Raw genomic sequence first — 21,912 nt, 5'->3', positions numbered from 1 at the left:
TATTCTGGGCAAGGCCCAGTGGTGAAATTTCACTTAGCAAGCGTCTTGTGCTTGGTTAGTGAAAGACCAGTATTTAAGACGTGATTTGTCGGCTTAAATCTGTGTCCACCACGTTCCGGCCATTGCCCAGAATGCCTGTAAGCCGGAGTAGGACGCAACCATAAAACAGGTTTACGCTAACTTGCCGTGTTTTCAGCGATCCTTAGCTGGCGGTTTTGAACTTCATAAATGGCACGTTTTGATTATGATTCATGACAAATTAACTCGCACAATGCGTAATACTGTTGTTTAAATGTTAGGCTAGATTCTGGATTTCGTCAACTAACTTCTGAATTCCCGGCCTAACCTGTTTCTAACGTCTAAACCTAAAAATCATCAACAGCCATAGCCATTGATGATTTTGAGTCTGTACTGTTTGCACGAAATGGATCAATCGTAATCCACTTGCGCCTAATACCAATTACTGTGGTGCAATTTCCAATAACAAGTCATCCGTCTGAATAACGTCGCCCGCACTGACATAGATGTGTTCGATCAGACCATCTTCAGGCGCTTGAATCGTCGTTTCCATCTTCATCGCTTCAGTAACCAGTAGAGGTTCGCCCTTCTTAACGGACTGGCCCTTCTTGACAAGCAGCTTCAATACGGAGCCGCTCATGGTTGCCCCAACTTCATTTTCATTAGTTGGTTCCGCCTTGCGCGTGCTGGTTGACGATTGATGAACCGAATTATCCTTGATCATAATTTCTTGGTTTTGCCCATTAATGCTAAAGTACAAGGTTCGTACCCCATCCACGTCTGGATCACTGATTTGGTTGAGTTTGACGATCATCGTCTTACCCTTCGCCAATTCAATATTGACCGTTTCACCTAAACGCATGCCTTGGAAGAAGGTCGGCGTGTCTAACAGTGAGACGTGCCCGTAACGTTTGTGGCTCGCATCATAATCCATGAAGACTTTCGGATACAGAATGTAACTCAAGACTTCTTGATGGTTGGCCTCGTGACCGAGCTTAGCTGACAATTCTGTCTTGACTGCCTCAAAATCAGCTGGTTTGGCCAAACTACCTGGGCGAACCGTTAATGCCGGATGCCCCTTCAAGATGATCTGTTGCAATTTCTTTGGAAAACCACCGACTGGTTGGCCGAGATTACCAGCAAAGAAATTAATCACTGATTCAGGGAAGTCGAGCTTGTCACCATGATCGTAGATGTCTTCTGGCGTTAAGTGATTTTCCATCATAAATAGTGCCATATCGCCGACCACTTTAGAACTTGGCGTCACCTTGATGATATCGCCAAACATGTCATTGACCGTCGCATACATCGCCTTGACTTCTTCCCAACGGTCGCCGAGGCCCATTGCCTTAGCTTGTTGTTGCAAGTTAGAATACTGACCACCAGGCATCTGCGTTTGGTAAATGTCGGTTTGTGGCCCAGTCATTCCATTTGAGAAGTCTTGGTAGTATGGCCGTACGCCTTGCCAGTAACGGTTAATTGCTTCAACGTTATTAATATCGATATCTGGTTGCCGGTCATTATGGGCTAACGCATAGTAAAGCGTACTCATCGAAGGTTGACTGGTCGTGCCAGACAAAGCGCTGGCGGCAACATCAACCACGTCGACACCAGCATCCACAGCGCGGGCATAGGTAAAGATACCGTTCCCGGTCGTATCGTGCGTGTGTAAATGCACTGGAATCGTTAGGGCATCCTTCAAGGTTGACACTAACTCATAAGCGGCTTCTGGCTTCAAGACACCCGCCATATCTTTAATGGCAATGATGTCAGCACCCGTCGATTGTAAGTCTAACGCTAATTGCCGGTAGTAAGCCAAGTCATACTTTTGCCGGTTCGGATCCATAATGTCACCAGTATAACAAATGGTGGCTTCTGCAATTTTACCGGTTTCTTTGACCGCCTGAATACTCTTTTCCATCTGTGGAATCCAGTTCAAACTATCAAAAATCCGGAAAACATCGATACCACTCTTGGCCGCTTCCAAAATAAATTCACGAATAACGTTATCCGGATAATTTTGGTAACCAACCGCGTTAGACCCCCGGAACAACATCTGGAACAAGGTCCGTGGCATGGCTTGGCGTAGCTCTTTGAGACGATTCCATGGATTTTCATTTAAGAATCGGTATGCCACGTCAAAGGTTGCACCGCCCCACATTTCATATGAGAACAATTGTGGCATCGCTTTTTGTGACGCCGCAGCAACGGCCAACATGTCCTTGGTCCGCATTCGGGTCGCAAACAGGCTTTGGTGAGCATCGCGCATCGTCGTATCTGTCAGCAAGACCTGTTTCTGATCAAGCAACCAGCTCTGTAAACCACTAACGCCTTTCGAATCTAACACATCTTTAGCCGTCACAATATCGGGTGCAATCGGCTCAAAGTCATCCTGAAATTCGACGTCTGGGTAATACTTCTTGGAATGTTGTGCCACGTCAGCAAAACCGTTGACCGTCACGTTCCCGATGTACTTCAACATCTTATCTTCACGTTGCGTGTCATCTGGGAACTTGAACAGTGACGGTGTTTGATCAATAAACCGGGTCCCCGCTTCGCCCGCTTGGAACGTTGGATCATCAATCACATTGAGCATGAATGGAATGTTAGTCTTCACGCCTCGAATATCAAATTCGACCAGCACCCGCCGCATTTTGTGAACGGCAGCCTTAAAGGTACGCGCTGCCACACAAGCCTTAACCAATAAAGAGTCAAAGTATGGCGTCACGATTGCGCCCGAATAGGTATTACCAGCATCCAAACGAACGCCGTTACCACCTGGTGACCGGTACGTTTCGATTCGGCCGGTATCTGGCATAAAGTCGTTCGCCGGGTCTTCGGTCGTGATACGGCACTGAATGGCGGCGCCTTTATAAGTCAACTCATCTTGGTGTGGTAACCGTAAGTCTTTAAACAAATCGCCACCCATCGCAATTTTCAACTGCGCGTGCACAATGTCGATTTCGGTAATCATTTCAGTCACAGTATGTTCCACTTGAACCCGTGGATTGACTTCCATGAAGTAGAACTGGACGCCTTCCACCAAAAATTCTACGGTGGCGGCGTTTAAATAGTGGACGCTCTTCATCAAGTCGACTGCCGCATTACAAATTTTTTGCCGCAATTCCATTGGCAGCGCAACGGCTGGTGCGAATTCAATCACCTTTTGATTACGCCGTTGCACAGAGCAATCACGTTCGAACAGGTGCATCACATTACCGTGGGCATCCGCTAAAATCTGAACTTCGATGTGCTTGGGATTAGCAATGAATTTTTCCAAATAAATTTCATCATCGCCAAAGGACTGCATTGCTTCAGAACGTGCCCGGTCAAAGGCTTCTTGTAGTTCAGAAGCTTCATGGACGATTCGCATCCCGCGACCGCCACCACCCATGGCAGCTTTGATCATAATTGGATAACCGTATTGTTGCGTGAATTGGAGTGCTTCGTTCAAGCTCGTTACCGGGTGCAAGGTACTAGGAATCGTCTGTACACCCACGTCCCGTGCCACCCGTTTGGCTGTAATCTTATCTCCAAACATCTCTAGGTGTTCCGGCTTAGGCCCAACAAAAATCATGCCTTCTTCGGCAATACGCCGAGCAAAGATGGCATTTTCAGCTAGAAAACCGTAGCCTGGATGAATTGCATCAACGTGATTTTCTTTGGCAATTCGAATAATATCTTCGATGTCTAAATAGGCGGCAATGGGCGCCTTGCCTTCACCAACCAGATAAGCTTCGTCAGCTTTGAAACGGTGAACGGAGAACTCGTCTTCTTTGGCGTAAATTGCGACAGTCTGCAAGCCTAATTCATGACAAGCACGAATGACTCGCGTTGCGATTTCGCCACGGTTAGCAATTAATACTTTCTTCACCAAAATCCCTCATTTCCAAATAATATCCTAATTAATCAGCTTGTCGAACGGTATTAGCCCGTTCAATTTTTTCAAGGGCACTAATATTTAAAACTAATCCTAGTGACAACGTCAGCACCATCATACTGGAACCACCATAACTCATGAACGGGAACGTGACCCCGGTAATCGGAATCAACCCAACGATCCCACCTACGTTAATAAACGCTTGAATCGTCAGGTAGGCAGCCACCCCGTAACAGACCAACGCATTGAAAGCGTGATGCGACCGGACGCCAATATAGATGATTCGCATGACGATCACTAACAGTAAGCCCATCACGATTAAGATCCCAATCAAGCCAAGTTCTTCAGCCGTGATCGACATGATAAAATCGGTGTTCGGTTCAGGTAAATAACCGCGCTTTTGCAAACTATTCCCAATACCGACCCCCGTTAAGCCCCCATTAGAAATCGCATAATAGGAATTTACCAGTTGAGTCCCGGCACCTGAAGCGGTCTTGAACGGATTCAAGAAACCCAGGAATCGCCGTAATTGGTAGGAGTTCGCAAAGGCACTCTGCGGTAAGCGACTGACGATGGGCACGAGGATCCATTCAAAGGCCCCGACAGCACCCAGAAAAGCCCCGACCCCGATCAAGTACGAAATCCCACTCGCAAATAAAATCACCGCTGCAATCGCCAAGTTGATGGTCGCCCCACCTAAATCGGGTTGGACAAAAATCAGCAACAGCATGGCTAACAACATCACCAACTGTGGGCCTAATTCACGAAACCGGGCCACGCCTAAAACGTCTTCACGCTGAGCAATGATGGCGGCTAAGTAAATGATTAAATAAAACTTACAAAATTCAGCCGGTTGAATCGAAACTGGCCCCAAAATAATCCAGCCAGCCGCCCCATTGATCGATTTACCGACCAATCGGAGCCCGACTAACACAACTAACATGGCGAACCCTAGAATCCCAAGCCATTTGGTCTTCTTAAAGTAGTCAATCTTTAAGTTCATACAAAATAAGGTGATGATTAACCCCAAGACGACCCAGATCAGTTGCTTAATTAAATAACCGGTGGGTGTCGAGCCGTTTTGTGCGGCCACGTATGAACTCGATGAATAAACCATGACAACGCCGATCCCGCTAAGAATCAAATACGGGATAAACAGCACATAGTCCATATAGTGTAACTTTTTCCACATGAGCTTAAATCCCACCCTAATTAATCTAACAGTCCGATGATATTCCCCACGATTGCTCGAACTGCTTGCTTGCAACAATTATAGCATAAGTCAGTTTTAACACAGTAATTTCACAGATTAATTTGCTGTTTTTTAACCAAGTTACGCTTAACCGCTTACAAACAGGGCATTCACGAATTACGATTACTTGGCGTACTGTTCGTCTGCCGGTATCCTTCCTATTCCGACTTCCGGGGCCGGCTGACAATTGCTGGAACGTAAGCCGACATCGATTTGAACTCACGCAGAAACCCACTGCGTAATTTCAAATACGAGTCTTATTCTAAGCCGGAAGAAGACCACTTCCAGCTAAGAATAACTTGGCTACTGAGCATTGTCAGCCGGCCCCTCCAGTCGGGAAGCCGCTCGAATGGCCGATGAACAGCCACCTAACTTGGTGCGATTGACTCCTGAATATTAGGAGACAGGTCCTTCGAGCAAACTTTAAATCGATATTGATGATGCTTTATGGCATTTTAACACTGGGAAGATTCTGACTGGTCCAGTAAAGTTACTTGTCCGAGGGTTGAAACATGGGTAAGGAAGTTTAGCGATTGTTAGAAACCAGTCTGACTGTTGAGTATCAAAATTTCTTTGTACCAAGAAACCAACGACTAATTCAACAAAAAGTTGGGGCCGTAAATGTCTACCTTTCGAATACTGCCCCGGCTGGCAGGTATTCTGGACAAGGCCCAGTGGTGAAATTTCACTTAGCAAGCGTCTTGTGCTTGGTTAGTGAAAGACCAGTATTTAAGACGTGGTTTGTCGGCTTAAATCTGCGTCCACAACTGCAGGTCTACGCAAAACTCGCTCCATTTTCCAGCGGTCCTCAGCTGGCCGCTTTTGGCTTTAAGAACCGGCACTTTTCAATCATAATTCAGGATAAATACTGACGGGCACAACGGGTGGTCCAAAACTATTACTGACATCACCTAAAAAACCACCTTCAGCACAGCAGCCAAAAGTGGTTAATAATCAATTCGATTTAAAGCAAACATGGTCAATCATCAGCTGTCGACTTCGCTTCATCTGCCGCGATGGCTTGGGCTAATTTGCGGTGATACCAATCAGCCACTCGCCGCACATTGATGACAGCGCGTTCGAACGAAAAACTGCTTAGTAATAGTAAACAGGGTAAGTATTGGATCAGGTAACGACTCCGACCACCTTCAAAAGCCAGTAGGAAAAGAAATCCACCAATCAGTGATAACCGCAATAATTGCGTTAGCTGCCGGCGCGGCCCAGTTCCAATGGCAATAATGACTAGCAATGTGATCCACCACAACTGGGCGACGTAACGGAAATCCGCGATGTGACGGCCATAGAGATAGATAAAGTTTTTGAGCCAATTACTAAAGCCACGGTTACTTGGTTTTTGATTCTCGCGGAAGAAGTTTCCTTCCTTGAGCCAACCAAACGTTCCATCGGCCGTGTTGTTGCGCTGCTTCTTGATTAGAAAGGACACATATCCCATCGGCCCTAATTGCTTCAGGCGCCGTGTGAGCATCCGAATTGAATAATCTGTTTTCTGTTGCTCAGTGGGTAGAACCGCCATCTGAATCGCTTGTTTTTCACTGTAGCCACCACTGCCGTAGACCCCCATCGCCATGAAATGAATCGCTGGAATGGCACGGGATTTATCGAGTCTGATATACGTCTGGTCTTGAATCGCACGGTTAGTGTAATGATAAGTGAAACCTGCACTTTCGACCATTAGGATCAGCATGGCGACGACGATAAAGACGCGCGGCCCCTTGAGTGGACCATGCCGATGTAATGCACCCAATCCTTCGATAATCACAATGGCAATCACGGGAATAATCGAAGAGGGTTTCATGAAATACGTCAAAGTGACGCTGATTCCGAAACCGACCGCCGCAATCAATCGTGGTAACGGTGACCAGTCAGTCTGCCGCATCACAAAATAGCAGCATAAATAAAATGAAACCAGTGGTAATCCCCATGCATCGGTGTACGGCATGATGATACTTGGAAAGACGGCTAACCAGGCAGCGTGCAAATACAACGCGATGCCTAGCGCTTGTCGCCGAACGACCCACACACTGACCAGATTGAAAATGGCGGATAAATCGACAAACAACAACGTCAAATAATCAAAAAATTGCCACGAAGTCTGCCCTGTCACTTCTGACAGCCAATGCATCAATAACATGATTGGCATGTTATTTTGGTTGAGACTATAATAGGCCGTCACCCCGACTTCTTGGACGTGTTTGGCGCTAGTCGCTGCATAGTGCAACATGCCGGCATCAAAACCACTGACGGGATGAACAAACGTGACGAAGATAATTTGTCCAATCACTACTAACGCGAGTAGTCCACTTGCTGTCCAGAGCTGGCGGGTCACGAAGACCGTCACGAACCAACGGTGGATTCGCGGATAAGTGGCGTTTAAAATAACCACCGCCACGATTGCAATGATCAAACTAGTCGTTAGCATCGTTGTACTGGTCCCAAACGTCGCATTGTCGCCCAGAATGATATTGGGTGACGTCACCGCAAATACTAACGTCAAGCCAAATAAGATCCACCAAATCACGCTGATCGTCGTGTGACTAAACCGATAAAAGTAATTTTTCATGCAACATCACCCCCATTTCAATCTTCGTTAAATGTCGTCCCCGGCCAGTTACGACACGAGACGCCGTTACTTTTCTTTGCGGCGCTGCCGATAATAATCGCGAACCGTTTGCCAATCATCACGTAAAACCGCGATGAGTTGGTGCCACTCTTCAGAAAAACCTCGCATCCGCCAAGTAGCATGGGTCGTCATCGCATTGATAACGCCGACCAAACGGATCCAGCCGGTCAAAAACATGTATATGGGCAGCGTCAAAGTCAACCACCATAGACGTGAGTAAAAACGTCGTTCAGCCGGATACGGCTTCAAAAGAATCCCCACGCTGATAAAGTTAATCACACCTACCAGCACGTATAGCCCATAGATGAGTAGGTAGGACAAGCCCACGACCAGCGTTGAATAACCAAACGCAATCAAGACAAGTGTCGCAAACGTCCAAATCATCCGTGGAAACGTAAACGTATGGTCAATCATGATCCGCCGTACCAGAAAATCCTTGAAAAAGCCTCTGAGACTCGCCGTTTGTGCCATGTAGTTTTGAGCCACTTCCAGTTCACCACGTTGCCGCGCTGACGTTGGGTATAGAGTTCCGCAAAGCCGGAAATTGGTTCCACGTAGAAAATGGCATTCGCACAAATCACGACTTTTTTGCCCAAACGAGTCCGAATCTGAAACGTCATATCGGTGTCCTCACCAATCGTGTCGGTATCATACAGAAAAGTTTCCATCAAAACTTCCCGCCGAAACGCCGAAAACGCCCCGGACATCGTAAATAATTGGTCGCGAAAAGATTCAATCGTCCGGCCAGATAAGAAGGCCTGCGCGTACTCGTAATACTCATTTTTAGCTAGCAGTCGGTGCCACCATCCGGACACTTGCTGCACGAGTTGGCGCTGAGGCAGTACGGCGCCTGTCATTGCCGCGATACTGTTGTCACTCTCAAAACGTAAGACCATATTTTTTACCGCGTTTGGTTCCAGCAGGCCGTCACTATCAATATTAATTACATAACTCCCAATACTCTCATAAATCGCCGCGTTCAGTGCCCGTGCCTTCCCCTTATCCGTATTAACATAGCGTAAAAATAGGTTAGGAAAGGCATCTTGGGCCCGTGCATACGCACCAAAACTATCGTCAGTACTCTGATTATTCGCCAAAATAATCTGCATCGCCTGTTTCGGATACGTCTGCCGATCAATCGAACGAATACAATCAAATAAAGTGTCCTCAGAATTATAAACCGGAACAATAATGGTCACCCAGGGCCATTTTTGCGGTGCTTTAAGTTTCGGCATCCGGCGCTGACGATGCATCAATTTAGCAGTCGAAACGATTGACGGGATGATTTCGACGACGATGGGAATCAATGCCCACGTAATCCAAAATCCCATCCTGGTCAACGCCAAGTTTAGCCAATACATCACCGTAAACGATCCCTCCAATCAGCAACCTGTTGATACAATCCTCGTGCCAGTTGTGAATACGTGAAGACGTTGTAATACAGTACGATCACCAACACGTAAAAAATCAAGCGGCCAATCACCGAATGTGCTAGGAAAAAGGCTTCACCGCCGCCAAAATGGACGATTGTAATCACCACATTTAAACGAAGCACGTTAATCAGGTAAATATAAAGCAGTCCAAATACGCCATAAAAGACCTTTTCACGTCGCTGGTAAGCCGGATAAAAGACCACCAACGAAACGAAAGCACACGTTTCAATGATGCCAGAGCACTCATAATCGATCGACATAATAACTGGATTACCAACGTTATTGATATAAACCAGTCCCATTTTGAACATAATCTGACCCCAATTAGTCAGCTCTGTAAAAAGGGCCACGCCGTGAATTACCGCGTGCGTAAAGAACCAGACCCAGTACGGGCGACTAATCGCCGTTAGAATAAAAAAGAGCCCGGCGCTTCCCACAATAAAGTAGAAAGCTGATAGCCGAGCTCTTTTGAGCACTGACAGTCCATATAACCATATTACTATTCCTAGGAGAATCTTAAGATTCATCGTATATCAGTCCTATTAATTCACTTCTCGACCACGATACAACGCTAATGGTCGGCAGTTTCACTCGTGTCAGTAAACTCATTTGTTATGAACGCCTTATTTTTGAATCTTCGGCGTATCAGTTGGCTTGAGCTGATGCCGTTTACGGAGCTTGAAATAGCCCCAGGCGACGATGACGACGCCAACACCAGAAATCAAGTAAGGGCCAGTTGAACCACCAGCCACCGTTACTTTCTTATCACCAATATTCGGATTATACATCGTAATCGTTTGGCCAGTCATTGTCGATAAGTTAAACTTACTCAAATCAACTTTGAATTCAGCAATGGAATGCGAGCCGTCTTGAGCCACGTAGCCATTGCCAACGGTGCCGTACTGGCTACCTTCGTTCCATTTGCCACCTGTGAAGGAAACGGCCTTGACCGCCCCATCAGATTGCGAACTTGGCATATCACCAGACCAAACGTAGTAATTTTGACCACTAATATCAAAATTATAATCGCCATACCCTGGTACCTGTCCGTATTTCATTTTAACGTACACGTACACGTATTTACCATCGCTGACCATGGCGGTATAGCCATTATAGCCTTCTGTCAAACTGACATTTTTCCAATCATTAAACTTGCCATCGATCGTGATGTTCAAATTATCGTTATCATTATTGGCATCATTGTTAGTCGTGGACGACGCCTTGGACGCTGACTCCGACTTATCACTGACGACACCGTTGGAACTGACCGCTGCCGAACTGCTAGTGGTGCTCGTGCTGCTCGTTGCGGTGCTACTCGAAGTAGAACCGCTTGCCGTACTTGAACTTGAGGCAGCACTCGATGAACTAGCTGATGACGTACTCGTCGAATCAGTGATGGTCCCCGCAGTCGTTGTGGCACTGTCAGAACCAATATTCGGGTTCGCCATGGTAATTTCCTTGCCGCTGGCCGTCGACGTTAGCCCTAACTTGGTCAAATCAACTTGAAACTCGGCATAATTATGGTGACCATCATTCGTGACATAACCAGTACCGACCGTCCCATACTGGGTACCATCGTTCCACTTGCCCCCAGTCAGCGTGAATGATTTGACACTTCCCGAACTAACTGAACTTGGGATATTACTTGACCAAACGTAGTAAGTCTTACCATCGATTTTGAAATTATAGTCCCCATAACCCGGGACTTGACCATTCTTCATCTTGACGTACACATCGACGTACTTACCCTGACTGGCCAACGCGGTATAACCGTTATAGCCTTCTGTCAAATTGGCACTATCCCAATCACTCATCTTTCCATCGATGGTCACGCTGGTACTCGCTTTGGCGTTCACCGACTGATTGACAACGGCACCCCCAGTCACACCAAGTGCCAACATGCCGAGAATTATCAATTTATTAATCTTTTTCATCCGGTCACACCTCCAAAGCACTGATTAGGTTCATCATCAATCCTAGTAATGATGACCTACAAACAGGTTTCATTCTATAAACCAATATTATACTCTCAATAACAAATAATCAATCATTTATTTCCATGTAAACGAACATAATCAAGGGACAGCGGCTTGTTGACGGTCACCCAAAAAACACCTAGACCAATTGATAGCCCCATCCGAATTCTCTAACTGCACTTGACAAGGCGCCTAAATCACCCACGCTAGTCCGAGTAGTCCCGCTTACAGCTGAACCCACATGACATGTTGAGCCGAAAAAAACACGCTCCCCGGTTTGGAGAGCGTGTTAGTTAGCTGAAAATTACTTATTCATTTTCCGCTTCTTGGCTTCTTTTTCACGTGAGTTCGTGTTCAAGATACGTTTCCGTAAACGAACGTGTTCTGGCGTGATTTCGCAGAATTCGTCGCTGTTCAAGAATTCAAGTGATTCTTCCAACGTTAAATGAGTTGGCGTCTTGATTGTCGCCGTCAAGTCCTTGTTAGAAGAACGCACGTTGGTCATGTTCTTACCCTTGGTAATGTTAACCGAAATATCATTTTCACGGCTATTTTGACCAACGATCATCCCTTCATAAACTTCAGTACCTGGGTCAACAAAAATCGTTCCCCGGTCTTCAATCCCCATCGTTGCATACGTCGTCGTCTTACCTTGGTTGATTGAAACTAAGGCACCATTCCGACGACCTGGGTTCCAGTTAGGAATAACTGGCAAGTATTCAGAGAAGGTATGGTTCATGATCCCATATCCACGCGTCAATGAAAGGAATTCAGTGGAGTAACCGATCAAGCCCCGTGAAGGTGCTAAGAAGGTCAACCGAGTCTGGTTGTTACCAGTACTTTCCATGTTCTTCATTTCAGCTTTACGCTTCGATAAGGTATCGATAATTGAACCAGTGTATTCGTCTGGCGTATCGATTTGAACAGATTCAAATGGTTCGCAACGTTTGCCATCGATTTCGCGATAGATAACTTCTGGACGGGAAGCTTGTAATTCATAACCTTCACGCCGTAACGTTTCAATTAAGATTGACAAATGCAATTCACCACGACCTGAAACGACCCATGAACCGGGTTCGTCAGTGTCGTCGACCCGTAACGAAACATCAGTTTCAAGTTCGGCCTTTAACCGCATTTCAAGTTGACGCGCCGTCACAAACTTCCCTTCCTTACCAGCAAATGGTGAGGAGTTGGTTCCGAAAGTCATTTGTAAAGTTGGTTCATCAATCCGCAAGATCGGTAAAGCTTCAGGGTTTGCTGAATCAGCAACCGTTTCACCAACGTTGATGTCTTCCATCCCAGAAACTGCAACTAAGTCACCGGCATGGGCTTCGTCGATTTCCAACCGTTGTAATCCGAAGAACCCGAATAACTTAGTGACCCGGAAGTTCTTCTTACTACCGTCGAGCTTCATAACTGAAACGCTGTCGCCGACTTTGATCGTCCCACGGAAGACCCGACCAATTCCGACACGACCAACATAATCGTTGTAGTCCAATAGGGCCACTTGGAATTGTAATGGTTCGTCAGAGTTATCGATTGGTGATGGAATCGTCTTGATGATGGTATCAAAGATTGGTTTCATCGTGTGTTCCTGCTTAGCAGGATCTGATTCGTAACTAGAAGTCCCGTTCAAGGCTGAAACATAAACTACTGGGAAGTCTAATTGTGATTCGTCCGCGCCAAGTTCGATGAAGAGGTCAAGCACTTCGTCAACCACTTCTTCAGGACGGGCACCAGGACGGTCGATTTTGTTAATCACTACGATTGGTGTTAAGTGTTGTTCCAAAGCTTTCTTCAACACAAACCGAGTTTGGGGCATCGTTCCTTCAAACGCATCAACGACGAGTAACACCCCGTCAACCATGCGCATGATACGTTCAACTTCACCACCGAAGTCGGCATGTCCTGGGGTATCCAGGATGTTGATTTGCTTGTCGCCGTAACGTACGGCCGTGTTTTTCGAAAGGATCGTGATACCGCGTTCCTTTTCAATGGCATTAGTGTCCATCGCCCGATCATCAATCTGGACGTGTTCGTCAAGGGTATCCGATTGTTTAAGCATTTCGTTAACCAACGTCGTTTTACCGTGGTCAACGTGGGCAATAATGGCAATGTTGCGGATATCATCTCTAAATTTCAAAATTGATCTTCCTTTCATCCTTCAAAATTCTCACTATCCTCGATAGCAGAAATCTTACATATATTAATACAATCTGCCGTTACTATCAAGTCATGACTGCAACCTGAATCGGTCGTAACGGCGCTTTCAGTGGTTTTCATCCATTGACATAAAAAAACTGTGACATATGGGTCACAGTCCCACTACTTACTAGACGATTGCCAAAATTGAACGTTGTGCACGTTTTGTCGCTATCAGTACAGCACCCGATGATAACATATCAACCGGACTGCCGTCAAGAGTTGTGACCACCAAGCCCAGCGTTTCCGCTAGTACGCGACCAGCTGCAAAATCCCATGGTCGCAAGTATGAAAGATAGGCAATCAATTCCCCTGCCAGCACTTGACTGATTTGAATACCGGCACTACCCATGATGCGTGGCCCTAAGGAAGCAGCCACGACTGCTTGCATGTTAAACCGGTCTTGAATGAGCAGTGGTGCACTGGCACCAAATAGGCCATCTGCTAGGTCGGCATCAGCTGGCGACTTCATCGGCTCACCGTTCAGTGTCACACCGAGCTGCGGACCGCCAGCATAGAGTTTATTGGCCATCACATCGTAAATATAGCCCAAGGTTGGCTCACCATCAACATAGAACCCAACCATCATCGCAAAATGATTGCGTTGATGGACAAAATTCATCGTGCCATCAATGGGATCCACGATCCAGACGTGCCCGGCCATGCTAGTGACTCGGTCGCCAGTACCCTCTTCGGCCAAAATATGAGCTGTGGGATCTAGTTGACGAATTTGGCTGATCAAAAAATCTTCGTTACTATGATCAACATTGGTCACTAAATCTCGTCGGCTGGTTTTTTCCGCCACCGTTAACTTGTTCCCCATCTTAGCCAAGACCTGCTCACGTGCCGTTCGCATCACCGTCTGCATGGCATCATTCAACTGTTTCACAACATTCGTTTGCACATTGGTCACCTAGTCTCGGTATTGAAATCGTTGCTTATTGGTTGCTCGTGCGGCTTGCATCGTTTGATAGATCCGATAACCTGAAGCGGCTTCATAATCACGTGAAAGTCGCTTTTCTTCAGATTTCGCCGGAACGACCGTCTTGAAATCATCATACGCCGCTAATAACTCCGCCGTTGCAATCGAGCTTTCATTTGCCGCTTCAATTGCCTGGTAGAAAGTCGTCACCTTGATGATATCAGCCGTCGTCCACGTTTCATCAAGCGGATATTGATAATTATCACTGTGCTTTGGCATCTTCATCCAACTCCCCTGCCGTGACCCGGGCTAGCTCTTCACGAACCTGTCCCGCAATCTCAGCATATTCTTTTTGCTCCTCATCAGACAAGACCATATCTGCCATCCGTTTAAGGCCATTGGCACTAATCAGCACGGGTGAGGACAGTCCAACCAGCTGGTCATCATCGCCACTCGCTTGAATATTAGTCACCGTCCCAATGAAGGGCGTCTGCGCATAAAACGCGTTGAGTATCTGTACTAATGCTAACACACTCAGGGTCTGATTAGTAATCATCGTCGCGTCATCGATTTGATCAGTCGCAGCCGTCATCTCATCCATCCCAAAACTAATATCTTGGTTGGCCAAGTAGGTCATCACTGGCGCCGGACCGATATACGAGCGGCTCCAAGAAATCAAGTGGGCAGCTGCAGTTCCAACAACAAACGCCCGGACATCAGCCGGCCCAACACTCAATTGTTGCCGAAGAAGCTGTTCCAACAAGCGACTCTGTGGCAAGGTACCAACACCAATGACTTTGGAGTAGTCAATGCCACTAAACTTGGCAGCGAGTACACTTAATACGGCGTCATTACTACCTGCCAACACAATTTTACCGTTAAAACCGGCACCCATTGCATCGTTAACAAACGACCGGAATAATGGCAAGGTCGCCTTTAAATCACCACTAGCATCACCATCGGCAGCCAGTGGCACTAAATTTCCAATAATTAAACTATCGGCTTGTGAATAGTCTGGTTTGAGCTGTGCATCTAAAGCAAACTGACGACAAGTCAAACTAGCCGTGATGAGCGCCTGATAACGTGGCGCTTCATCCGCTTGCGTCGCGACAACCAACTTAATTGGTAAATCCTTAGCAATCGCAACCAAGATCAATTGTTGTACGAACTCGAATAATCCCCGAATAATAACTGTATTGATCATTTTAATCCCTCCAACCTTCGCTAATAATTGTACCTGAGCTGTCAACGAATTCAAGTAAATGTTAACAAAAAGCTTACCATTTTGTAACATTAACGCTAGCCCAATCCGAGTTCAGGTCACATTCCCCGCTCGCTGCCGACCTACCACAGTGTAGACCATTTACTGATAAAAGTTTGGCCCGGATATCTAATAATTACGCAAAATCTTCCCAATAACGCGTGACTCATTTCACTTAATGACGCATTGTACTTCTTGATTTGTCATGAATAATGATTAAAACGTGCCAATTGTTTGGCTTACTGTTCGTCAGCCGATGCGCGTCTTAGTCCGACTTCCGGGGCCGGCTCGAATGGCAGATGAACGACCACCTACTTTGGTGCAATTGACCACTGAATGATAGGAGACAGATCCTTCGAGCAAACTTTTGATCGATATTCGATGATACTTTATGGCACTTTAATACTGAGAAGGTTACCGAATATGATTCACAAAATCCACGACCGCTAGTCTTGAATTTAGTCGATAAAATTGCTTTCGTTTATAGTTTCTGACTTTGCCATCTCAAACGGCCAAAGAAAATTCTGACAATTTCAGTGAAACTGCTGGTTAGAAGTTCTAAAGCATGGGTCAAAATGGTCAGCTATTGTTTAAAACCAGCCTTACAGTTGACTATCAAAATGACCGTGGGTTAAGAACCAACGACTAATTCAATAAAAAGTTGAGTCCGCAAATGTCCGCCTTTCGAATAGTGTCCCGGCTGGAAGGCATTCGGGGCAAGGCCAAGTGGTGAAATTTCACTTAGCAAGCGTTTTTGGCTTGGTTAGTGAAAGACCAGTATTTAAGACGTGGGTTGTCGGCTTAAATCTGCGTCCACCACGTTCCGGCCATTGCCCCGAATGCCTGGAAGCCGGCGTAGGAAGCATCTACCACAGAGAGTTTACGGTAACTCGCACTGTTTCCAGCGGGTCTCAGCTGGCTGCATTTGAACTCAGAAAATAGCACGTTTTAATCATCATTCACACCAAATTGGCCAACGCAATACGAGCTTAATCGAATTATTCACTGTTCACGCATGGGTCATCCGGTTGATGGATCTCCCATTTTATCACGATTTAGTCTGCAACACCTGCCAGGTTGTTCTGACGATAGTGTTCAACCGCGACTAATGCTATGTAAAACAAAAGTTTGAGGCTTGCACCTCAAACTTTCAGTCATTATTTAGATATGCGTTGGGTAACCCATCGCTTCATCCGCGGCTTCTTGGACAACTTCACCTAAGGTTGGGTGTGGATGAATCGTCAAAGCAAGGTCTTCAACGTTCATACCACCATTGACCGCAACACTCAGTTCAGAAATCAAGTCACTTGCACCAGGACCGGCAATTTGAGCGCCGACGATGGTTCCTTCATCCTTGGTACTTACCAAGCGGAAGAACCCATCCATCGAGTTCAACGAGATGGCCCGACCATTCCCAGCAAATGGGAATTTCGACGTTTTGACTTGTAAGCCAGCTGCTTCAGCATCCGCCTTCGTCATTCCGACCGTTGCCAATTCAGGATCTGTAAAGCAGACCGCTGGAATCGAAACGTAGTCATTGGCTGTCTTCTTGCCGCTAATGGCACCGGCAGCGACTTTTGCTTCTGCAAAGGCCTTGTGTGCTAAGGCAGCACCAGCAACGATGTCACCAATGGCATAAATGTCTTCAGCAGCAGTCCGGCCTTGTTCGTCGACTTCGATCAAGCCCCGTTTTGTGAGCTTAACATCCGTGTATTCTAAGCCCATGTCATCGGTATTTGGCCGCCGACCAACGGTAACCATCACGTAATCAGCGTGAATCTCAGTTTCCTTACCGTCGACAGCGTACGTCACCGTTACACCGCTATCATCTTGTTCAGAGTTCTTAGCCATCGCATTAGTGATGACGTCGACCCCTTTCTTCTTAAAGCTGTTCAAGACAAGCTTAACCATATCCTTTTCGAAGTTTGGCAAGATTTGTGGGGTTCCTTCAAGAATCTTCACATGGGCACCAAGGTTGGCATAGGCACCGGCTAATTCAGAGCCAATGTAACCCCCACCGATAACAACTAATTCTTTTGGTACTTCTGGTAAGTTCAAACCGCCAGTAGAATCGACTACTCGACCACTGAATTTAAGCCCAGGAATTTCAACTGGGCGTGAACCCGTTGCAATAATCAAATGTTTAAACTTGTACGTTTGTCCAGTATGGTCACCATTCATGACCCGCAACGTATGGTTATCGTGCATGTAAGCTTCACCACGGACAACTTCTACTTTGTGCTTTTTAAGCAACATTTCGACCCCACCGGTTAGACGGTCCACCACTTGATGGTCCTTCCAATCCTGAGTGACCTTGAAGTCCAAGATTGGGTCTTGGATGTTCTTGATTCCAAAAATCTTACTATCCTTAGCTTCTTGGAACCGATGTCCAGCGCTGATCAAAGCCTTTGATGGAATACAGCCAACGTTAAGGCAGACACCACCGATATATTCCTTTTCAACCACGGTGACTTTTTGGCCGAGTTCCGCGGCCCGAATCGCAGCGACGTAACCCCCAGGGCCTGCGCCGATGATCATTGTATCGCGTTCTTCAGCAAAATCTCCTACAACCATTCTGACCTCATCCTTCCATCAAAAGTAATTCTGGATCATGTAGCAATTGTTTCAATAAGTTCATGGCCCGTTGTGCAGTCGCCCCATCAATCAAACGGTGGTCAAAACTGAGTGACAACTTTTGCATCTTACCAACCACGATTTCACCGTCGTCATTGACGTATGGTTCTTTACCAATCCGGCCGACCCCGAGGATCGCAACTTCTGGTTGGTTGATAACTGGCGTGAACCAGCCGCCACCAATTGACCCAATATTACTGATCGTAATCGAACCACCGCTCATTTCGTTGGCCTTCAACTTACCGTCGTATGCTTTTTGCGTATTGTCGGTAATTTCCTTGGCAATTGCAAAGAGTCCTTTGCCTTCAGCATGCTTGATATTTGGTACTAACAAGCCACGGTCGGTGTCGGTCGCAATCCCAATGTTGAAGTAGTGCTTGTAAACGATTTCCTTATTAGCATCGTCAATTGATGCATTCAATTCTGGGAATTGTTGCAGCACTGCAACTAAGGCTTTAACGAAGTATGGCAAGAAGGTCAAATGAATATCGCGATCTAACGCAATTTGCTTGTACTTCTTCCGATGAGCCATCAAGGCACTCACTTCGACTTCATCAAATAAGGTAACATGTGGCGCCGTATGCTTACTGTTGACCATCGCTTTAGAAATTGCTTTCCGAATTGGGGTCATCTTTTCGCGAGTTTCTAATTCTGGTGTATCTGAAACGTACGGTTTAACTGGCGTTGGTGCTGGTGCTGCTGATTCTGCGGGTGCAGTTTCGGCAGGAGCCGCTGCTGGCTTAGCACCAGTAGCCGTTGGTGCGCCAGTGTAATTATCAATATCTTGCTTCGTGATTTGACCGTGAGCACCAGTTGGGGTCACTAAGGTAATATCAATATCTTTATCACGCGCATATTGACGAACAGATGGCATTGCCAAGACCCGTTTGTTAGGATCTCCAGCAGCCGGGGTGCCAGTTGGTTGCGCTGGTGCTGCTGATTCAGCAGGGGCCGAACTAGTGTCTGCAGCAGGGGCAGCTTCAGCCGCTGCTGGTTCATCCGCTTTAGCAGCGGGTGCCGCATCGCCAGAACCGTCATCGATTGTTACGATAACGTCACCAATCTTGGCAGTTTCACCTTCTGGAACTAAAATATCGATCACTTTACCACTCACTGGAGAAGGTAATTCCTCCACTGATTTATCATTTTGAATTTCAACTAGAGAATCGTCTTCTTTGACTTCATCACCAGGTTTTACGAGCCATGATGCAATTTCGCCTTCTTCAAGGCCTTCACCAAGCTCTGGTAATTTAAACTCGTAAGCCATTGGATAACTTCCTTTCCTGACAGTCTCAGGTGACTGTTTTTCGATGTCACGTCTTGCTTAGTAGTTCAAGATTTCGCGGGTCTTTGCTTCAATTTCGTCTTCAGCAGGTAGCCAATCGTCTTCAGCTAACCCGAATGGATAAACCGTATCAGGAGCGTAAACACGGCCGACTGGCGCACTCAAGTATAAGGCGCCCTTTTCAGCAATCAGCGAAGCAACGTTGGCTGCGATCCCAGCTTGACGTTGTGCTTCTTGAATAGCAACAGCGCGACCCGTCTTTTGAACGGATTTTAGAATTGTTTCTTCATCTAAAGGAGACAAAGTCCGTAAGTCGACCACTTCAACTGAAATGCCTTCTTTTTCAAGCTTTTCAGCAACCTTGAGTGATTGATTAACTTGAGCACTGTAAGCAATTAAGGAAATGTCCGTTCCTTCACGAACAACATTAGCTTTATCTAACGGTACTGTGTAGGCTTCATCAGGAATATCCGCCTTCATTGACCGGTATAACTTCAAGTTTTCCAAGAAGAAGACGGGGTCATTGTTACGGATCGATGAAATCAATAAGCCCTTGGCATCATATGGATTAGATGGTGTGACCACCCGTAATCCAGGGATTTGAGCCAGGTAGCCTTCCAATGAATCCGCATGCATTTCTGGGGTGTGCGTCCCACCACCATATGGTGAACGGATGGTGATTGGCATGTGCCGAGTGCCGCCAGTCCGGAAACGTTCCCGTGACATCTGGCCGGCAATTGAATCTAAGGTTTCAAAAATGAACCCAAGGAATTGAATTTCAGGAATTGGCCGGAATCCTTCTAAGGCTAGCCCAATTGATAAGCCGCCAATACCAGATTCTGCTAAAGGAGTATCGAAAACCCGATCTTCGCCGAATTCGGCTTGGAGGCCATCGGTTGCCCGGAAAACCCCACCGTTTTTACCAACATCTTCACCAAAAACCAAGGTCTTTTCGTCCGACCCGAGTTCTAATCGAAGTGCATCGGTGATCGCTTGGATATACGTTTTCTTTGACATGTTACTTCGACTCCTTTGCTTGGAATTCCGTAATTTGTTGTTGAATGTTTTGTGGTTGTTCTTCAAAGACATTCCCCAAGAATTCGGTCATTTTTTGCTTTGGTGCTTCATCCGCTTGTTTTACAGCGGCTTTAATATCTTCTTTAACTTGTTCAACGTATTCGTTTTCTTGATCTTCAGACCAAACACCTTGATCAGTCAGATACTTGCGGTAACGAATCAATGGATCATTATCGAACCATGGTTGTTCTTCATCCTTAGTCCGGTAACGCTTAGGATCATCACCCGCGTTAGTATGTGGTCCGAAACGATAAGTCAAGGTTTCGATCATCACTGGGCCATTGCCGGCAGCGGCGTATTCACGTGCTGCTTTGGTGACTTCGTAAACTGCCAAGAAGTCCATCCCATCAACTTGAACACTCGGGATACCCGCAGCAACTGCTTTTTGTGCCAAGGTCTTGGCAGCAGTTTGTTTGCGACGTGGCACTGAAATCGCGTAACCGTTATTTTGAACAATGAACACTGCAGGTGCTTGGAAGGCGCCGGCAAAGTTCATGCCTTCATAGAAGTCCCCTTGCGACGTCCCACCATCACCGGTGTAAGTGTAGGCAACTTTGTCTTCCGTACCATTCTTCTTGATACCAAGCGCAACCCCAGCAGCTTGAACATACTGAGCACCAATGATGATCTGTGGTGGCATCGCATGGAAATCTTCTGGATATTCGTTGCCAAGTACGTGACCCCGTGACCATAAGAAGGCTTTGTATACGGGGAGCCCGTGTTGAATCAACTGTGGGATATCACGATAGGCTGGCATTAACACGTCAGTCTTCTTCATCGCAGAATTGCTACCCATTTCACTGGCTTCTTGACCTTCCGTTGGTGCATAGAAACCCAACCGGCCTTGCCGTGTCAAAGCATTCGAACGTTGGTGTAACGTCCGTTCCCATAACATTAGTTTAAAGAATTCAACAAGTTGCTCGTTTGAATATTTAGAGACAATTTCTGGTTTGATTACTTTAGCTTGACCATCCATCACCTGCACGGGTTCAAAGTCTTTCCCAAGTGCATCCCGGATCGCACCAAAATCAACAATTGGTTTTTCGTTGTCCATAAATGACACATCCCTTTCATGAACGTACGAACGAGCACGATATGCCGCGTTCGTAATCGTTTTCATAATTACAAGTCTAATTTACCATTGCATTTCATCTTTTGCAAGCCCTTCCAAAGAGCGTGGAACCGGCTTTTTTTTGCAAGATGATTGTGAACTATTTAATTTGTTAGTTTTTTTGTTTTCATTTTTTTCATAGGTGACGCTACTTTTTAATTGTCGTGTATGCTAAACTAAATACTAAGTGTAAATTGCGCGATCTTAATTTTGGAGGTAA

General features: G+C 46.3%; 14 protein-coding genes and 1 pseudogene. 1 reads left to right on the top strand and 14 read right to left on the bottom strand.

Annotated elements, in window-relative coordinates:
• Positions 1 to 460: 460 nt before the first annotated feature.
• Together MZO40_RS05240 and MZO40_RS05235 are read right to left on the bottom strand one after the other, a co-directional pair.
• A complete protein-coding gene (locus MZO40_RS05240; protein WP_252133144.1) occupies positions 461 to 3,892 on the bottom strand; it encodes a pyruvate carboxylase in 3,432 nt (1,143 codons plus the stop codon).
• Positions 3,893 to 3,923: 31 nt separating this feature from the next.
• The gene (locus tag MZO40_RS05235; protein ID WP_105961501.1) at positions 3,924 to 5,090 is read right to left on the bottom strand and encodes an FtsW/RodA/SpoVE family cell cycle protein; all 1,167 of its coding nucleotides are present in this window, start codon (positions 5,088 to 5,090) and stop codon (positions 3,924 to 3,926) included.
• A 593-nt stretch (positions 5,091 to 5,683) separates the two neighbouring features.
• Here MZO40_RS05235 and MZO40_RS05230 point away from each other — a divergent pair.
• Positions 5,684 to 6,022: a hypothetical protein gene (locus MZO40_RS05230; protein WP_181186575.1), complete on the top strand. Its 339-nt coding sequence runs from the start codon at positions 5,684 to 5,686 to the stop codon at positions 6,020 to 6,022.
• Between the two features lie 107 nt (positions 6,023 to 6,129).
• On the opposite strand, the gene MZO40_RS05225 is transcribed toward MZO40_RS05230, so the two are convergent.
• The 12 genes and pseudogenes from MZO40_RS05225 to pdhA form a co-directional block, all read right to left on the bottom strand.
• A complete protein-coding gene (locus MZO40_RS05225; protein ID WP_050338431.1) occupies positions 6,130 to 7,731 on the bottom strand; it encodes a TIGR03766 family XrtG-associated glycosyltransferase in 1,602 nt (533 codons plus the stop codon).
• A gap of 66 nt (positions 7,732 to 7,797) precedes the next feature.
• A pseudogene (locus MZO40_RS05220) lies at positions 7,798 to 9,152 on the bottom strand (TIGR03111 family XrtG-associated glycosyltransferase).
• Positions 9,152 to 9,751 carry an exosortase family protein XrtG gene (gene xrtG, locus MZO40_RS05215; RefSeq protein WP_105961499.1) on the bottom strand — a complete coding sequence of 200 codons (600 nt, stop codon included), beginning with the start codon at positions 9,749 to 9,751 and terminating at the stop codon, positions 9,152 to 9,154. Before xrtG ends, MZO40_RS05220 begins: the two are co-directional and overlap by 1 nt.
• Positions 9,752 to 9,847: 96 nt before the next feature.
• Complete coding sequence (locus MZO40_RS05210; protein ID WP_252133143.1) at positions 9,848 to 11,158, bottom strand: Firmicu-CTERM sorting domain-containing protein; 1,311 nt, start codon at positions 11,156 to 11,158, stop codon at positions 9,848 to 9,850.
• A gap of 346 nt (positions 11,159 to 11,504) precedes the next feature.
• Positions 11,505 to 13,343: a translational GTPase TypA gene (gene typA / locus MZO40_RS05205; protein WP_082230221.1), complete on the bottom strand. Its 1,839-nt coding sequence runs from the start codon at positions 13,341 to 13,343 to the stop codon at positions 11,505 to 11,507.
• 189 nt (positions 13,344 to 13,532) lie between these two features.
• A complete protein-coding gene (locus MZO40_RS05200) occupies positions 13,533 to 14,306 on the bottom strand; it encodes an inositol monophosphatase family protein (protein WP_088771105.1) in 774 nt (257 codons plus the stop codon).
• 9 nt (positions 14,307 to 14,315) lie between these two features.
• Entirely contained in the window at positions 14,316 to 14,603 is a 288-nt protein-coding gene (locus tag MZO40_RS05195; protein ID WP_152705686.1) for a UPF0223 family protein, read from the bottom strand.
• Positions 14,587 to 15,528, bottom strand: coding sequence for a lactate dehydrogenase (locus MZO40_RS05190; RefSeq protein WP_105961415.1), 942 nt, complete (start codon positions 15,526 to 15,528; stop codon positions 14,587 to 14,589). The genes MZO40_RS05195 and MZO40_RS05190 overlap by 17 nt, the downstream gene beginning before the upstream one ends.
• A gap of 1,218 nt (positions 15,529 to 16,746) precedes the next feature.
• A complete protein-coding gene (gene lpdA / locus MZO40_RS05185; RefSeq protein ID WP_252133142.1) occupies positions 16,747 to 18,159 on the bottom strand; it encodes a dihydrolipoyl dehydrogenase in 1,413 nt (470 codons plus the stop codon).
• Positions 18,160 to 18,166: 7 nt separating this feature from the next.
• Positions 18,167 to 19,486, bottom strand: coding sequence for a 2-oxo acid dehydrogenase subunit E2 (locus MZO40_RS05180; protein WP_088771104.1), 1,320 nt, complete (start codon positions 19,484 to 19,486; stop codon positions 18,167 to 18,169).
• A gap of 57 nt (positions 19,487 to 19,543) precedes the next feature.
• The gene (locus MZO40_RS05175; RefSeq protein WP_003639044.1) at positions 19,544 to 20,521 is read right to left on the bottom strand and encodes an alpha-ketoacid dehydrogenase subunit beta; all 978 of its coding nucleotides are present in this window, start codon (positions 20,519 to 20,521) and stop codon (positions 19,544 to 19,546) included.
• A gap of 1 nt (position 20,522) precedes the next feature.
• Positions 20,523 to 21,635: a pyruvate dehydrogenase (acetyl-transferring) E1 component subunit alpha gene (gene pdhA, locus MZO40_RS05170; protein ID WP_050338421.1), complete on the bottom strand. Its 1,113-nt coding sequence runs from the start codon at positions 21,633 to 21,635 to the stop codon at positions 20,523 to 20,525.
• Positions 21,636 to 21,912: the final 277 nt, after the last annotated feature.

The organism is Lactiplantibacillus sp. B652 (assembly GCF_023806745.1).
GTDB classification, from domain to species: Bacteria; Bacillota; Bacilli; order Lactobacillales; family Lactobacillaceae; genus Lactiplantibacillus; species Lactiplantibacillus pentosus.
Note: the sequence above shows the minus strand (reverse complement) of the source record. Positions and strands in the feature narration are given on the sequence as shown.

Coding starts and splice junctions, on each gene's coding strand:
- MZO40_RS05235 (WP_105961501.1), bottom strand. CDS start 5,090: ATGTGGAAAAAGTTACACTATATGGACTATGTGCTGTTTATCCCGTAT.
- MZO40_RS05225 (WP_050338431.1), bottom strand. CDS start 7,731: ATGAAAAATTACTTTTATCGGTTTAGTCACACGACGATCAGCGTGATT.
- xrtG (WP_105961499.1), bottom strand. CDS start 9,751: ATGAATCTTAAGATTCTCCTAGGAATAGTAATATGGTTATATGGACTG.
- MZO40_RS05210 (WP_252133143.1), bottom strand. CDS start 11,158: ATGAAAAAGATTAATAAATTGATAATTCTCGGCATGTTGGCACTTGGT.
- MZO40_RS05195 (WP_152705686.1), bottom strand. CDS start 14,603: ATGCCAAAGCACAGTGATAATTATCAATATCCGCTTGATGAAACGTGG.
- MZO40_RS05190 (WP_105961415.1), bottom strand. CDS start 15,528: ATGATCAATACAGTTATTATTCGGGGATTATTCGAGTTCGTACAACAA.
- lpdA (WP_252133142.1), bottom strand. CDS start 18,159: ATGGTTGTAGGAGATTTTGCTGAAGAACGCGATACAATGATCATCGGC.
- MZO40_RS05180 (WP_088771104.1), bottom strand. CDS start 19,486: ATGGCTTACGAGTTTAAATTACCAGAGCTTGGTGAAGGCCTTGAAGAA.
- MZO40_RS05175 (WP_003639044.1), bottom strand. CDS start 20,521: ATGTCAAAGAAAACGTATATCCAAGCGATCACCGATGCACTTCGATTA.
- pdhA (WP_050338421.1), bottom strand. CDS start 21,635: ATGGACAACGAAAAACCAATTGTTGATTTTGGTGCGATCCGGGATGCA.